This is a genomic window from Nocardia sp. A7, assembly GCF_046549215.1.
Classification (GTDB): Bacteria; Actinomycetota; Actinomycetes; order Mycobacteriales; family Mycobacteriaceae; genus Nocardia.
The window spans coordinates 1,080,014-1,094,177 of the sequence record NZ_JAJPWE010000001.1 but is presented as its reverse complement, the minus strand read 5'-3'; the positions used below and the strand labels follow the sequence as shown (position 1 = coordinate 1,094,177).

General features: G+C 67.8%; 12 protein-coding genes. 5 read left to right on the top strand and 7 right to left on the bottom strand.

Annotation, left to right across the window (positions count from 1 at the left end; translation table 11 throughout):
* Positions 1–140: 140 nt before the first annotated feature.
* The 4 genes from ACLJPD_RS04920 to ACLJPD_RS04905 all read left to right on the top strand — a co-directional run bounded on the left by ACLJPD_RS04920 (position 141) and on the right by ACLJPD_RS04905 (position 6,025).
* The gene (locus ACLJPD_RS04920) at positions 141–2,741 is read left to right on the top strand and encodes a bifunctional FO biosynthesis protein CofGH (protein WP_410870516.1); all 2,601 of its coding nucleotides are present in this window, start codon (positions 141–143) and stop codon (positions 2,739–2,741) included.
* A gap of 108 nt (positions 2,742–2,849) precedes the next feature.
* On the top strand, positions 2,850–3,173 hold the full coding sequence (gene fdxA, locus ACLJPD_RS04915) for a ferredoxin (protein ID WP_378907566.1): 324 nt from the start codon (positions 2,850–2,852) through the stop codon (positions 3,171–3,173).
* Between the two features lie 8 nt (positions 3,174–3,181).
* On the top strand, positions 3,182–4,285 hold the full coding sequence (gene dapC / locus ACLJPD_RS04910) for a succinyldiaminopimelate transaminase (RefSeq protein WP_410870515.1): 1,104 nt from the start codon (positions 3,182–3,184) through the stop codon (positions 4,283–4,285).
* Positions 4,286–4,405: 120 nt separating this feature from the next.
* Positions 4,406–6,025: a protein kinase domain-containing protein gene (locus ACLJPD_RS04905; RefSeq protein WP_410870514.1), complete on the top strand. Its 1,620-nt coding sequence runs from the start codon at positions 4,406–4,408 to the stop codon at positions 6,023–6,025.
* A 22-nt stretch (positions 6,026–6,047) separates the two neighbouring features.
* Here the strand turns inward: ACLJPD_RS04905 and ACLJPD_RS04900 are convergent, their stop codons facing one another.
* Entirely contained in the window at positions 6,048–6,758 is a 711-nt protein-coding gene (locus ACLJPD_RS04900; protein WP_410870513.1) for a hypothetical protein, read from the bottom strand.
* A 93-nt stretch (positions 6,759–6,851) separates the two neighbouring features.
* Positions 6,852–7,703, bottom strand: coding sequence for an oxygenase MpaB family protein (locus ACLJPD_RS04895; RefSeq protein WP_410870512.1), 852 nt, complete (start codon positions 7,701–7,703; stop codon positions 6,852–6,854).
* Positions 7,704–7,827: 124 nt separating this feature from the next.
* Between ACLJPD_RS04895 and ACLJPD_RS04890 the strand changes: the two genes are divergently transcribed.
* Positions 7,828–9,255 (top strand): acyl-CoA synthetase, encoded by a 1,428-nt coding sequence (locus tag ACLJPD_RS04890; RefSeq protein ID WP_410870511.1) that lies wholly within the window; start codon positions 7,828–7,830, stop codon positions 9,253–9,255.
* A gap of 61 nt (positions 9,256–9,316) precedes the next feature.
* On the opposite strand, the gene ACLJPD_RS04885 is transcribed toward ACLJPD_RS04890, so the two are convergent.
* The 5 genes from ACLJPD_RS04885 to dapD all read right to left on the bottom strand — a co-directional run bounded on the left by ACLJPD_RS04885 (position 9,317) and on the right by dapD (position 14,067).
* Positions 9,317–9,988 (bottom strand): molybdopterin-dependent oxidoreductase, encoded by a 672-nt coding sequence (locus ACLJPD_RS04885; RefSeq protein WP_410870510.1) that lies wholly within the window; start codon positions 9,986–9,988, stop codon positions 9,317–9,319.
* Positions 9,989–10,093: 105 nt separating this feature from the next.
* Complete coding sequence (gene sigJ, locus ACLJPD_RS04880; protein ID WP_410870509.1) at positions 10,094–10,978, bottom strand: RNA polymerase sigma factor SigJ; 885 nt, start codon at positions 10,976–10,978, stop codon at positions 10,094–10,096.
* On the bottom strand, positions 10,975–12,054 hold the full coding sequence (locus ACLJPD_RS04875; RefSeq protein ID WP_410870508.1) for an NAD(P)/FAD-dependent oxidoreductase: 1,080 nt from the start codon (positions 12,052–12,054) through the stop codon (positions 10,975–10,977). Before ACLJPD_RS04875 ends, sigJ begins: the two co-directional genes overlap by 4 nt.
* 370 nt (positions 12,055–12,424) lie before the next feature.
* Complete coding sequence (locus ACLJPD_RS04870) at positions 12,425–13,003, bottom strand: hypothetical protein (RefSeq protein WP_410870507.1); 579 nt, start codon at positions 13,001–13,003, stop codon at positions 12,425–12,427.
* Between the two features lie 113 nt (positions 13,004–13,116).
* Positions 13,117–14,067: a 2,3,4,5-tetrahydropyridine-2,6-dicarboxylate N-succinyltransferase gene (gene dapD, locus ACLJPD_RS04865; RefSeq protein ID WP_410870506.1), complete on the bottom strand. Its 951-nt coding sequence runs from the start codon at positions 14,065–14,067 to the stop codon at positions 13,117–13,119.
* Positions 14,068–14,164: the final 97 nt, after the last annotated feature.

The window sequence follows — 14,164 nt, the reverse complement described above, 5'->3', positions numbered from 1 at the left end:
GTTCCATGCCCGTCCGACGAGTTCACCCTGTCGGGAATATGCGGGGTCACGCCCGAGGTTGTCGTCGAACAAGGACGACCTCGCCGCGCCCGCAGCGGGCCCGTGAGCAGCCGACCACACGTCCGGGAGAGAAGTAGCGCATGATCGACGGGGTGACCGATCTTCCGAAGCCGAGCGTTCCGCTGCCGCCGCCGAGTCCTGCCGCGATGCGCCGGGCCTTGCGCCGGGCCCGCGACGGCGTCACGTTGAACGTCGACGAGGCCACCGTCCTGCTGCACGCCACCGGCGACGACCTCGTCGACCTGTGTGCCAGCGCGGCCAGGGTCCGTGATGCCGGACTGGAATCGGCGGGCCGCCCAGCCACGATCAGCTATTCGCGCAATGTGTTCATCCCGCTCACCAAGCTCTGCCGGGACAAGTGTCACTACTGCACGTTCGTCACGGTGCCCGGCAAGCTGCGCGCCGAGGGCAGTGGCATGTTCCTCGAACCCGACGAGGTCCTCGAGATCGCGCGTCAGGGCGCGGCGCTTGGTTGTAAGGAAGCGCTGTTCACCCTCGGTGACCGGCCGGAGGACCGCTGGCCCGAGGCCGCGCAGTGGCTCGACGAACGCGGCTACGACTCCACTCTCGACTACCTGCGCGCCGTCTCCATCCTCGTGCTCGAGGAGACCGGCCTGCTGCCGCACCTGAACCCCGGCGTGATGAGCTGGAACGAGATCTCGCGCCTCAAGCCGGTCGCGCAGTCCATGGGCATGATGCTCGAAACCACCGCCACCAGGCTGTTCACCGACAAGGGCGAATGCCATTACGGCAGCCCCGACAAGGATCCCGCCGTCCGGCTGCGTTCGATCACCGACGCGGGCAGGCTCTCGGTGCCCTACACCACCGGCATCCTGGTCGGTATCGGCGAGAATCTCACCGAGCGCGCCGAGTCGATCATGGCGATTCGCAAGCAGCACCGGGAATTCGGGCACATCCAGGAAGTGATCGTGCAGAACTTCCGGGCCAAGGACGACACCGCCATGCGCGATGTTCCCGACGCGGGCGTCGCGGAGTTCCTGGCGACCGTCGCGGTGACGAGATTGCTGCTCGGCCCTGACGTTCCGGTGCAGGCGCCGCCGAACCTGGTGTCGCACAGTGAATGCCGGGCATTGATCGACGCGGGCATCGACGACTGGGGTGGGGTGTCGCCGGTGACGGTCGACCACGTCAACCCCGAACGGCCGTGGCCGAACCTGGATACCCTGCGCGAGATCACCGAGGCGGCCGGGTTCACCCTGGTCGAACGCACCTCCGCGCACCCGAAATACGTTCGCGCTGGCCATCCTTGGATCGATCCGCGCATCGGCGCGCATGTCGACGCGCTCACCGATCCCGCGACCGGGCTGGCCAGGCCGGATGCCATGCCGGTCGGCCTGCCGTGGCAGGAGCCCGACGAGTCGTGGGATTCGGTCGGCCGCGTCGACCTGAACACCGCCATCGACACCGAGGGCCGCAACACCGACAGCCGCAGCGATTCCGGGCTCGGTCAGGAAGTCGTCGGCGCGTTCGGTGACTGGGAGACGATTCGCGAACACGCGCGCGACCTGGCCGTCGTCGCACCCGAGCGGCTCGATTCCGAGGTACTCGATGCCCTGCGTGCCGCCGAGAAGGACCCGGCGGGACTCACCGACGACCAGTATCTCGCCCTGGCCACCGCCGACGGTGCCAATATGGAAGCTGTTGCGGCACTCGCTGATTCGCTGCGGCGCGAGGTCTCCGGTGACGAGGTCACCTACGTGGTGAACCGGAATATCAACTTCACCAATATCTGCTACACGGGCTGTCGCTTCTGTGCCTTCGCCCAGCGCAAGGGCGACGCCGACGCCTTCACCCTCAGCACCGACGAGGTCGCCGATCGTGCGTGGGAAGCCCACGTCGACGGTGCCACCGAGATCTGCATGCAGGGCGGCATCGACCCCGAACTCCCCGTCACCGGCTACGCCGACCTGGTCCGCGCCATCAAGGCGCGCGTCCCGTCGATGCACGTCCACGCGTTCAGCCCGATGGAGATCGTCAACGGCGCCTCGCGCGGCGGCCAGAGCATTCACGACTGGCTTTCGGCGCTGAAGGAGGCCGGCTTGGGCTCGATCCCCGGCACGGCCGCCGAAATCCTCGACGACGAGGTCCGCTGGGTGCTCACCAAGGGCAAGCTCCCCACGTCGGCGTGGATCGAGGTCATCACGACCGCCCACAAACTGGGCATCCCGTCGAGTTCGACGATGATGTACGGCCATGTGGACAACCCGAAGCACTGGGTCGGTCACCTGCGGGTGCTGCGCGGTATCCAGGACGAGACCGGCGGCTTCACCGAATTCGTCCCGCTGCCGTTCGTCCACCAGAGCGCGCCGCTGTACCTGGCGGGAGCGGCCCGACCCGGCCCGACCAACCGCGACAACCGCGCGGTCCACGCGCTGGCCCGCATCATGCTGCACGGCCGCATCCACAACATCCAGACCAGCTGGGTGAAACTGGGTACCCTCGGCACCCAGGCCATGCTCACCGGCGGCGCCAACGACCTCGGCGGCACCCTGATGGAGGAAACCATCTCCCGCATGGCCGGCTCCCAACACGGCTCCGCCAAGACCGTCGCCGAGTTGACCGAGATCGCCGCGGGCATCAACCGACCGGTCCGCGAACGAACCACCGTCTACGGCGAGGTCGAATCGAAAGCGGTCCCATTACCGTTGTCGATCGGGTGATCGTCACTATGAGTTAGGGCAGGCTGACCTGGGAGTAATGTGGGCGGTCGGGATAGTGTTTCGTGGGCGGAGTTACCCCGCAGGTGAGGACAGACTAGGAGAACGGCAGTGCCGTACATCATCGCTGAACCGTGCGTTGACGTGAAGGACAAGGCGTGCATCGAGGAATGCCCCGTGGATTGCATCTACGAGGGCGGTCGCATGCTCTACATCCAACCCGACGAGTGCGTGGACTGTGGTGCGTGTGAGCCGGTCTGCCCCGTGGAGGCGATCTTCTACGAGGACGACACTCCGGACCAGTGGAGCGGTTACATCAACGCCAACGTCGACTTCTTCAACGAGCTGGGATCCCCCGGCGGCGCGACCAAGGTCGGTGTGGTCGATTACGACCCCGCCTTCATCAAGGCGCTGCCCCCGATGGCCGAAGAGTGAGCGCAGGGGTGCCCACGCGTGGCCGGGTGAGCAGTCGGCTGCCTGATTTTCCCTGGGACACCATCGCCGCGGTCAAGCAGAAGGCGGCCGCTCATCCCGGCGGCCTCGTCGACCTGTCCGTCGGTACGCCGGTGGACCCGGTCGACCCGCTGATCCAGGCGGCCCTTGGCTCGGTGGCGGCTGTACCCGGCTATCCGACCACGCACGGCACCCCTGAGCTGCGCGCCGCCGTTGTCGCGGCGCTGGCGCGTCGGTTCGGCGTCACCGTTGTCGACCCGGCTGCGGTGCTGCCGGTGATCGGCACGAAAGAGCTCATCGCCGGGCTGCCGCGGCTGCTCGGCGTCGGCTCCGGCGATCTGGTGGTGATTCCCGAGATCGCCTACCCCACCTATGAGGTCGGCGCGCTGCTGGCGGGTGCGAAGCCTTGGCGCGCGGACGGTCTCACCAAGATCGGCCCGCAGAACCCGGCGCTGATCTTCGTGAACTCGCCGTCGAACCCCACCGGCAAGGTGCTGCCGATCGAGCACCTGCGCAAGGTGGTCGCGTTCGCCCGCGAGCGCGGCGCGATCGTCGCCTCCGACGAGTGCTACCTGGGCCTGACCTGGGAGGGTGAGGCCGTCTCGATCCTCGACCCGCGCGTCTGCGACGGCGACCACACCGGTCTGCTCGCCATCCACTCCCTGTCGAAGACCTCGAACCTGGCCAGCTACCGCGCCGGATTCGTCGCCGGTGACCCGGAACTGGTGGCCGAACTGCTGGAAGTGCGCAAACACTCCGGCATGATGGTGCCGTTCCCGATCCAGGCCGCGATGACCGCCGCGCTCAACGACGACGTGCACGAGGCGCAGCAGCGTGAGCGTTACCGCAGCCGCCGCGAGATCCTCCGAAACGCCTTGCAGCAGGCCGGTTTCCGGATCGATTTCTCCGAAGCCGGTCTGTACCTGTGGGTTACCCGTGGTGAACCGTGCCGCGTCACCCTCGACTGGCTCGCCGATCGCGGAATCCTAGCCGCCCCAGGCGATTTCTACGGCCCCCGTTCGCCTGAACACGTGCGCATCGCCCTCACCGCCACCGACGAGCGCATCGCCCAGGCTGTCGAACGCCTCTCCTGAGCTGTCCGCACCCCGGGGCGCGAGCGTGCCCGGGGTCGGCCGATACCGACGAACGCGGCGCGCCCGCGCCGGTTAGGGTCAGGCGGTCGGCGCGACACGGGATCGAAAGGCTTGCAACGAATGCACGGGGTGGAGTTCGAAGCGGGCACGGTCTTCGCGGGGTATCGGATCGACCGGCTGCTCGGTCGAGGCGGAATGGGCACTGTCTATCTGGCGGCGCATCCGCGGCTGCCGCGCCGGGTCGCGCTGAAACTGCTGAATCGCGAACTGTCTTCGGATCATGAGGTGCGCGGTCGATTCGAGCGCGAGGCCGATGTGTCGGCGCACCTGGATCATCCCGCCATCGTGTCGGTGCTCGATCGCGGGGTCGAAGACGGCCTGATGTGGATCTCCATGCAGTATGTCGACGGCACCGACGCCTCCGTCTTCCGCCGCGAGCCGCTGAATCCCGCACGCGCGGTCAGCATCATCGCCCAAACCGCCGAAGCGCTGGACTACGCCCACGATCGCGGCGTCTTGCATCGAGATGTGAAGCCCGCCAACATCTTGCTCGCCCCCACCCGCTCCGGCGACCGGGCCGTGCTCACCGACTTCGGCATCGCCCGACTACGCGGCGACGCCCGCCAGCTCACCCGCACCGGTGCCTTCCTCGCCACTCTCGCCTACGCGTCGCCCGAACAACTCTCGGGCGCCCCGGTCGACCACCGCTCGGATCAGTACTCGCTGGCCTGCACCTTGTTCACGCTGCTCACCGGCGAAAGCCCCTTCCCCGCGGACAATCCCGGCGCGGTGGTTGCCGCACATCTGACCAAGCCCGTGCCACGTGCCTCCGCGGTGATCAATGCCTTGCCGTCGGCGATCGACGGTGTGATCGCCAGGGCGATGGCGAAAGATCCGGCCGAAAGATTCGACAGCTGTGAGGAATTCGCGCGCGCTGCGATGGCAGCACTGACCGTCGCGAACGTCGAACGGCCCGGCGTCGAATTCGGCGGTGCGGCCAGCGGTTTCGCCGAGGCGCTGCGGCCATCCGCCCAGGCGCCGGCGAACTTCGAGGCGAGCGCGTCGAACCCGACCCTCGTCAGTTCACCCTCCTCGTACTCCGCTCCCAGGCCGGTCACACACGACGGTGGACGGCGGGTTCCACTCGGCCGAGAGCAGGCCGAGCAACGATCTCAGCGGGCGGTCTCGTCGCGCTGGCGGGTGCTCGCGGTGAGTCTGCTCGTCCTGGCGATGGTTGCCGGGGTCGGGGTGGTCGGCGTCGGTGCCATCTACTGGAAGTTCCTGCGGCCCAATCGTGTTCCGCCGCCGCCCACCTGGGGCGCGCACGGATCGGTGGCCGCCGGATTCACCGACTTGATCCCGTCGGGTCCGACCGGGCGCGGCTGGCGGGGAGCGAGTTGTTCGGCGACCCCGTCGCTGGTGGTGCTGCCGGGCGACCCGGCGCCGCTGCGGCAGATCACCTGTACCGACGCTGACGGACTCGTCGCCTGGTACACCGAGTTCCCGAACGCCGCCGATGCCGATGCCTATCTCCTGCGGCACACCACCGAGGACAGCACGCGCGAGCTGCACCACACCAGCCTCGCCGCCTACCGCCCCCGCGACCCCGCCGCCCCGTTCACGCTGGCGGCCAGGGAACGCGGCAATGTGTTCAGCGAGGACTCGGTGGTCGAGGTCGCGTGGCCGGGCCGTTCCTTCGAGGAGACCCGCGACAACTGGTGGCAGCTCGCCCCCTTCTGACGTGGGCGCACCATAAACCGGATCAGTACGCGCCGGCCAGGCGCAGGATCAGCGCGGGCAGGGCGTCGAGCACATCCGCGGACTGGTCTGCCGGGGTGCCGTAGGTGTGCGCGGCGACCGAGAAGCCGGGTCCGAAGGACGCGGAAGCCACCTCGGGGGCGCCCGTATCGGACCATCCCCACTTGCTGCCCTGCACGCCGGGCAGCTGGGCGGTGCCCCAGTTCTGAGGAGTGCCGTCGGTGGCGGTGTTGCTCGCGCCCGCCATCCACTCGAAGATCGGCGAACCGGCGTCGGTGCGCTGCTTGGCGGCCAGGAAGTCGGTGATGTCGGCGGTGCTGGTGCTCGACCGGCCCCAGTCGGCGGTGCCGTGGGTCTCGCGCAGCCCGTATTCGCTCGCGGTCGCTTCGATCGCTTGCGGATATTTGCCTGCCAGTTGGGTGGCGGCGCCGTCGTCGGAGTCCCGGATCATCCGTTCCGACAGCGCGCGGTCCGCCGGCGACCCGTCGCCGTGGCGGAGCGCGTAGTCGACGATGTAGAGCTTGGACATCGACAGCGCCGACCGCGATTCGTGCTCGTTGGCTGTGCCCCAGGCGAATCCGCCCGGCATCCGCAGCGACATGGCGGTTCGTGGTGGCACCGTCGTCGGGTCCTCGTCGGCGTTGGCGGCAGGCGCGGCCGCCATGAGGCCGACAACGGCCGCCGCCACACACCATGTCACTGTTCGAATGCTCACGAGCGTCCTCCGATTCCGTACGACGGCACTTGCGATCGGGGGAATGAAACCCGAATGCCGGAGGTCGGCGGGTGAGGCGCGCGGTGACGCCGATCAGATCAGTGGCTTGCCTCGGCGGTGGCGGCGGCGCATGTCGGCGAGCGTCACGTTGAAGGGGAAGTTGCGGATCACGCGGGGCATGCGGCCGGTGATCTCGCCGGTGGTCCGCATCAGGCGGTTCAGGCGACGTTCGTCGGTGGGGGTCCAGGCGAGGCCGAGTTCGTCTCGGAGATGTTGGGGGAGTAGGCCGGTGGTGAACCAGCGGTGGAAGCCGGCCAGGAGCAGGCGCAGCAGCGGGCTGACCATTTTCAGGTCGAGCAGCCTGTCGAAGTAGGCCTTGATCGTGGGGTCGACGCTGGTGCGCGACAAGTGCTCGGTCCAGTAGGCGTCGAAGGCGGCGCGGTCGGCGGGCCACATCTCGCGCGGCACCTGGAGGGTGGTGCCGAGGTAGTGGGAGTAGTCGTAGAAGGTGTCGGCGGTGGTGTCGTCGACAGGACCGTGGAGGCGATTCATCACGTCGACCGAACCCCAGTACAGGCACGCCGCCACCCACAGCTGCAGGTTCTTGTCGAAGGCGTTGTATTTCACGGGGCTGTCGGCGGTGGAGTGGACGTGGCGGTGCGCGCCGTTGACGGCGGTGCGATAGGCCGCGCGGTCGGCGTCGGTGCCCATCAGTGCCACTGACAGGTAGGTGAGCGTGGTTCGGGTGCGTTTCACTGGGTGCACCATGATGCTGCCGCTGCGCACGGTCGATTCCGCGACGCCGTAGCCGACGGGGGCCAGGCTGAGCTGCATGATGACATTGGCGGTCGCGCCGTAGAAGGCGGCGGCACCGTCGATGTAGTCACGGATGTCGAACTGTGCCGGTTCGGACAGCTGCGAACGCGAGCGCGACAGGATGGTCATCGTTGACCCCGTTTTCATCGAAGAGAGCGTGAGAGAGTTATATGTTTAATGTCTCATCATGCCGACGGGGTGTCAACGGACCGGCGCTGACTCGCGCCGAACATCGTCGCGTTAGCGTTGACGGATGCCCTATGGTCCGCCGCTGCTGCTCACTTCGCTGAATCAGGCCGCCGTCGCCGCCGGGGATGACATTCCCGACGCCGTCACCATCGATGATGCCACCGTGTCGCGCAGTGATCTACTGGGTTCGGCAACATCGGTCGCCGAACGTATCGCCCGCGCAGACCGCGTCGCTGTGCTGGCCGAACCGACCCTGCGCACCGTGATCGCCGTGGTCGGCTGCTTGATCGCCGGGGTGACCGTGGTTCCGGTGCCGCCGGACTCGGGTGCCGCCGAACGCGAGCACATTCTGCGCGATTCGGGTGCGCAGGCCTGGCTCGGGCCCGCGCCGGACGGCACGGATCTGCCGGTGGTACCGGTGCGGCTGCACGCGCGTTCGTGGCACACCTATCCCGAACCAGATCCTGCCGCCATCGCTTTCATCCTCTACACCTCGGGAACCACCGGCGCGCCGAAGGGCGTGATGCTCAGTCGCGGCGCGATCGCCGCCGGACTCGACGCGCTGGCCGAGGCGTGGGCGTGGACGTGGAAAGACACACTCGTGCACGGGCTTCCGCTGTTCCACGTGCACGGACTGATCCTCGGTCTGCTCGGGCCGTTGCGGGTCGGTAGTCCGGTGATCCACACCGGTAAGCCGACACCGGAGGCGTACGCGGCGGCGGGCGGCAGCCTCTATTTCGGGGTGCCGACGGTCTGGTCGCGCATCGTCGAAAAGCCGGAGTTGGCAAAGGAACTGGGCAAGGCGCGGCTGCTGGTTTCGGGCAGTGCGCCCTTGCCGGTACCGGTATTCGAGAAGCTGGTCGAGCTCACCGGGCAGGCGCCGGTGGAGCGGTACGGGATGAGCGAAACCATGATCACGCTGTCCACCCGGGCCGACGGTGAGCGCAGGCCGGGCTGGGTCGGCACACCGGTGCGCGGGGTGGCGACCAGGCTGCGCGACGAGGCGGGCGAGCCCGTCGCACACGACGGTGCGAGCATCGGTGGCCTGCAGGTCCGTGGGCCGATGCTGTTCGGCGGGTACCTGAATCGGCCCGACGCCACCGCGCGGGACTGGACCGAGGACGGGTGGTTCCGCACCGGTGACGTCGCCGTCATCGATGCCGACGGGTTCCATCGGATCGTCGGGCGCGAGTCGATCGACCTCATCAAATCCGGCGGCTACCGCATCGGCGCGGGGGAGATCGAAACCGCGCTGCTCGGACACCCGGCGGTCGCGGAGGTCGCCGTCGTCGGCCTGCCGGATGACGATCTCGGCCAGCGGATCGTTGCCTTCGTCGTCGCGCGCGACGGAAGCTCCGACGCGCTCGCTGCCGATCTGACTTCCCATGTAGGCGAACAGCTTTCGGCCCACAAACGGCCGCGCGAGATCCGCTTCGTCGACACACTGCCCCGCAATGCGATGGGTAAGGTGCAGAAGAAGCTCCTGGCCTGACGTGCGACCGGCGCGTTCTGCACTCGCCCGTTCATCGAATCAGACTGTCCAGCAGCATGATCTACGCCTTGGGTGCGCTGCTCCCACGAGCGCTCATCCGTCGAATCGGCCCGATCAACGCGTGGTAGATCGGTCGCACCACGCGTCCCGGCAGGTAGCGATGACGTTCTTCCTCCCACACGCGCGCCCTGCGGTGCGCCGCGAGCGGTGACCACCTGTCCGGGTCCGCGGGCTGCGCGGCGTGGAATTCGATGCGGCACAGGTGTTTCGTGTTGACGAACCCGTACTGGCCGGGACTCACCAGCCGAATCGGGGCGCCGTGGTCGCTGGTGAGCGGTTGCCCGTCGAGCCGGTCGGCGATGAGCACATCGTCGGCCAGCGCGTCCTCGAGCAACGCGATCGACTGATACCCGTCGAGACCTTCGAAAACGACGTGGCTGATCGAGACACCCGGCGCGAGAAGCGGTTCCACGCGCGTGCGATAGAACGTGGCGAACGGGATGCCCTCCCACCGCAGGTCGGTGGCGGACCAGCCTGCCACGCAGTGGAAGTCGGCCTTCACCTCCACGCGCGGTAGCTGGGCGAGGTCCATCATGGTGAGAGTGAACGGTTGCGTCAGTTCCCCGCGGACCTCGATCGTCGGGTCGGCGGGAATCGGCGGCGGTGGGTGATGAAGATGTGTGCCGAAACGCGGGAAGCCGTCAATTGCCCGTTGACCAGGGGGAAGTGTCATGTCTGACCTCCAGTTATACGGTGCCGTATATTGTGGCCAGCCTATCGCGCCGGTGAGCTGGTGCGCTACCCCGAGATCCACGGCACCGCCGAGGCGGGCACGGCCTCAGTCCGGCACCCGCACAGCACTGAGCTTTTCGGGGTTGCGCATGGAGTAGATCGCGGTGACCCGACCGTTGGTGACCTCGACGGAGGTCAGTTGGTCGAGTACGCCGTCGACGGTCGCCAGGATCGAGGGCATCGCGTTGTAGATGCCGAGGTGCGCGCCAAGGACGCCGAGCCGCTGCCCCTTGGCGAGCAACCCGATGACCAGCCGGGCCACCTTGTCCTGGCCGTACACGGGCCTGCGCACCGTGTTCACCACACCGCCACCGTCACCGAGGAACACCACCTCGGGAGCGAGCACATCCATGAGTGCCTGCACATTGCCGGTGGCGGCCGCGATCCCGAACTTCTCGGCCACCGACTGGGCCTCGGCCGGAGTGGCGACGGCGGTGGGGCGTGCCGCGTGCACCCGGGTGCGGGCACGCTGGTTCAACTGCCGCACAGCAGCTTCCGATTTGTCCACCGCCGCCGCGATCTCCGGGTAGTCGAACGCGAACACCTCGCGCAGCACGAACACCGCCCGCTGCACCGGGGTGAGCGTTTCCAGTACCAGCAGCATCGCGGTGGTCACGGCCTCGCCGGTCAGCACGTGCTCGACCCCGCCCTCGGCCTCGGTGGCCAAGGGCTCGGGCAGCCACTGCCCGATGTACTCCTCGCGTCTGCGCGCGGCCGACCGCAGCACGCCGAGCGCCTGCCGCGTGACGATCTGGGCGAGGTAGGCGCGCGGATTGTCGATCAGCGCGAGATCGACTCCGCGCCAGCGCAGGTAGCTGTCGTGTAGGACGTCCTCGGTGTCGACCACCGAGCCGAGGATCTCGTAGGCGATCGAGAACAGCAGCCGCCGGTTCTCGGTGAAGGTGTTCTCGATCGCCGTCTCGTGAGTCACCGCTTCGGACCCCGCAACCAGACGGTGCTGCCGGTGCGGGAGGCGTTGGCGGCGAAGCGGCACACACGTTCTTTGACGAACGCCGCGATCGGTCCGCTGAGGAACAGCCGATAGGGCACATCTGCGCGGTTGGTGGTCTGGTACAGCCCGCCGTGCCTTCCCAGGCTCATCACTTGCCCGGCGTAACCCAGCGAAAAGGGCCGTGGCTCCTGTCCTCTGATCATCCGCGCCAGCGTATCGGCCGCATGCGCGCCCTGGGGTGCCGCGGTGGCGCAGGCCATCCGCATGCCGGGCACCGCCGCACAGTCACCGACCGCGAAGACCCGGGGATCGGTCGTACTACGCAGCGTGGCGTCGACCAGAGCCCTGCCGTCGACGTCCACGGCCAGTCCGCTGCGGGCGGCGAGGTCGGGTACAGCGGAGAAGATCGCCCAGAGGGTGAGGTCGGAATCGAGTTCGGTGCCCGAGCGCAACCGTAGGGTTTTCCGGTTGATCTCGACGACTTGATCGGCCACGATGTCCACGGTCAATCGGTCGAGCGTGCGGCGCACATGCTGTTGCGCACCGGCGGACAGCGAGCCTGCGACGATATCGCTCACCAGGCGCACGCGCAGGTCGGGGCGGGCTTCGGCGAGTTCGGCCGCGGTCTCGATCCCGGTGAGACCCCCACCGATCACCGTGACGATCCCGCCCGCGGCCAGGCCATCGAGCGCGGTCCGTGCCTGCTCGGCCCCTTCCCAGGTACCGATCGGGATCGCACCGGGAAGCGGGTCCGCGATGCTGCCCGTCGCGAGAACCGCATAGTCGAAGTCCAGGTTGCGACCGCAGTCGAGAGTGATGGTCCCGTCGCCGATCTTGTCCACGCTCGCGGTCTCGAGCGCGATCCCGTCGGCGAGCATCTCGGCGAGCGGGCGGGCCGCGGTTCCGCTGCCCGCGATCTGCTCGTGCAGTCGCACCCGTTCGATGAAGTCATCCCGCGGATTGACCACGGTGATGTGCGTGTCAGGGGCCTTCTTGCGCAGCCGATTCGCTGCGAGAGTCCCGGCGTACCCTGCCCCGATCACCACGATGTCCATCAGTGCCTCCTGCCATGGGTTGTGCGTTCGACCATGGGATGGCGCTCGACGCACGGCTGTGACGGTGATGTGCCTCACAGCTGAAAGGCCTCGTACTCCGTGGAAGTACGAGGCCTTTCCTTGTCGCGAGGTCGGATCAGGGCTGGCCGGTCGCGAAAGCGATCACGGCATCCAGGAATTCCTGCCCGCCCATCGTTATTTCTTTTGTAGCCATCCACGTTGGCGTGCAGAATTGCTTGTCGCGCATTCGGGTTTGTCGTCATGAAACCGCAATATTTGCTGAATTGTGGCTGTCGCCGGAATTGTCGGCGCGGCACAACGCGAAAGCCCCGCACTCCGGGGAGTGCGGGGCTTCGTGTGCGAGGTCGGATCAGGGCTGGCCGGTCAGGTACGCGACGACGGCTTCGCGGAACTCCTCGCCGCCCATCACGTAACCGCCGAGGAACATGCCGGCGGGGATGGTGACCAGCCACAGGAACGGGAAGAGCGTGCCGAGGAGGCCACCGATGACGATGCCGGGCAGGTTCTTCTGGGTCTGGTACATGAAGCGGTCGTAGGCGCTGATGTCCTTCAGTTCCGCGACATTGCTCAGCTTCGCGGAATCCTGTGGCGCCATCGACGCGGCCAGCTTGACGCTGCGACCGTCCTGGCTGATCTCGGGGGTGACCGCGATCGGCAGGCCCGCGATCTCCTGACGCAGCGACACCTGGTCCACCGTGGCACCGTCGGCGCTCTTGAGCAGCACCGCGGCGCCGTCGGCGGCGATCTCGAACTTGCCGCCGTCGACGGCCCAGGTGATGGTCTTGTCCACCGGCGAAACCGTCACGCCGTTCAGAGCCGCCACGGACTGCTCGGTGGCGACGGCGGGCGAACCGTGTGCCGTCGCCGCGGTGATCCCCACCGCGGCGACGGCCATGAATACAGCAGCAGTGATCTTTCCGAACTTCATTCTTCGTTAATCCCTCCGCATTCGCCGTCCCCGATCGGGACCGCGTACGGAAAGTAACGAAAACATAAACTACCGCGACACTTCAAGACCTGCCGTCGAGAATTCGCAACATTTCAATCGTTGGCGTGCAGTGCGGCGTTGAGTTCCACGCCGGTGCCCTTGCACGCGACGACCTCCACGGCGCCGGAGGTGGAATTGCGGCGGAACAGCAGGTTGTCCTGACCCGACAGGGTCGCGGCCTTGACGACGGCGCCGTCGGGTCCGGTGACCTTGGTGCCAGCGGTGACGTAGAGGCCCGCCTCGATCACGCAGTCGTTGCCGAGCGAGATGCCGACCCCGGAGTTGGCGCCGAGCAGCGAACGCTCGCCGACCGAGATGACCTGCGTGCCACCGCCGGACAGCGTGCCCATGATGGAGGCGCCGCCGCCCACATCGGAACCGTCGCCGACCACGACGCCCGCCGAGATGCGACCCTCGACCATCGAGTTGCCGAGCGTGCCCGCGTTGAAATTGACAAAGCCCTCGTGCATGACGGTGGTACCCGCGGCGAGGTGCGCGCCGAGGCGGACCCGGTCGGCGTCACCGATGCGCACACCGGCGGGCACCACGTAGTCGACCAGACGGGGGAACTTGTCGACGCTGAGCACCGTCACCGGACCGCGGGCGCGCAGCTTGAGGCGGGTCTGCTCGAAGCCGTCCACCGCGCACGGGCCGTGGTTGGTCCACACCACATTGCTGAGCAGGCCGAACTGGCCGTCCAGGCTCAGGCCGTGCGGCTGCACGAGACGGTGTGAGAGCAGGTGCAGGCGCAGGTACACGTCGTGCGCGTCGACCGGGGCGGCCGACAGGTCCGCGATCGTGGTGCGCACCGCGACGACCTCGACGCCACGCGCCGCGTCCGCCCCGAGGAGCTCGGCGAACTCGCCCACATCGGCGGCGTCGAGGCGCTGGGAGCCGGTCTCGGTGAACTCACCCAGCTCGGGGCTGGGGAACCAGGTATCGAGGACGGTCCCGTCCGAGGTCACATTGGCAATACCGACTGCAGTTGCTCCCTGAATACTCACGGCCACTATTTTGCCTGTTCCGGCCCGCGCGCTGTGCCGCGGGCCCTGTGCGATCGACCACGTGGCCGGTATCCGGGGACCGAGGGCTCGCCCGTAC

Excerpts from the sequence above, each read along its gene's own strand:
- ACLJPD_RS04870 (WP_410870507.1), bottom strand. The coding sequence starts at position 13,003 with ATGAAGTTCGGAAAGATCACTGCTGCTGTATTCATGGCCGTCGCCGCG.
- ACLJPD_RS04885 (WP_410870510.1), bottom strand. The coding sequence starts at position 9,988 with ATGACACTTCCCCCTGGTCAACGGGCAATTGACGGCTTCCCGCGTTTC.
- ACLJPD_RS04895 (WP_410870512.1), bottom strand. The coding sequence starts at position 7,703 with ATGACCATCCTGTCGCGCTCGCGTTCGCAGCTGTCCGAACCGGCACAG.
- ACLJPD_RS04920 (WP_410870516.1), top strand. The coding sequence starts at position 141 with ATGATCGACGGGGTGACCGATCTTCCGAAGCCGAGCGTTCCGCTGCCG.
- ACLJPD_RS04875 (WP_410870508.1), bottom strand. The coding sequence starts at position 12,054 with ATGGACATCGTGGTGATCGGGGCAGGGTACGCCGGGACTCTCGCAGCG.
- ACLJPD_RS04890 (WP_410870511.1), top strand. The coding sequence starts at position 7,828 with ATGCCCTATGGTCCGCCGCTGCTGCTCACTTCGCTGAATCAGGCCGCC.
- ACLJPD_RS04905 (WP_410870514.1), top strand. The coding sequence starts at position 4,406 with ATGCACGGGGTGGAGTTCGAAGCGGGCACGGTCTTCGCGGGGTATCGG.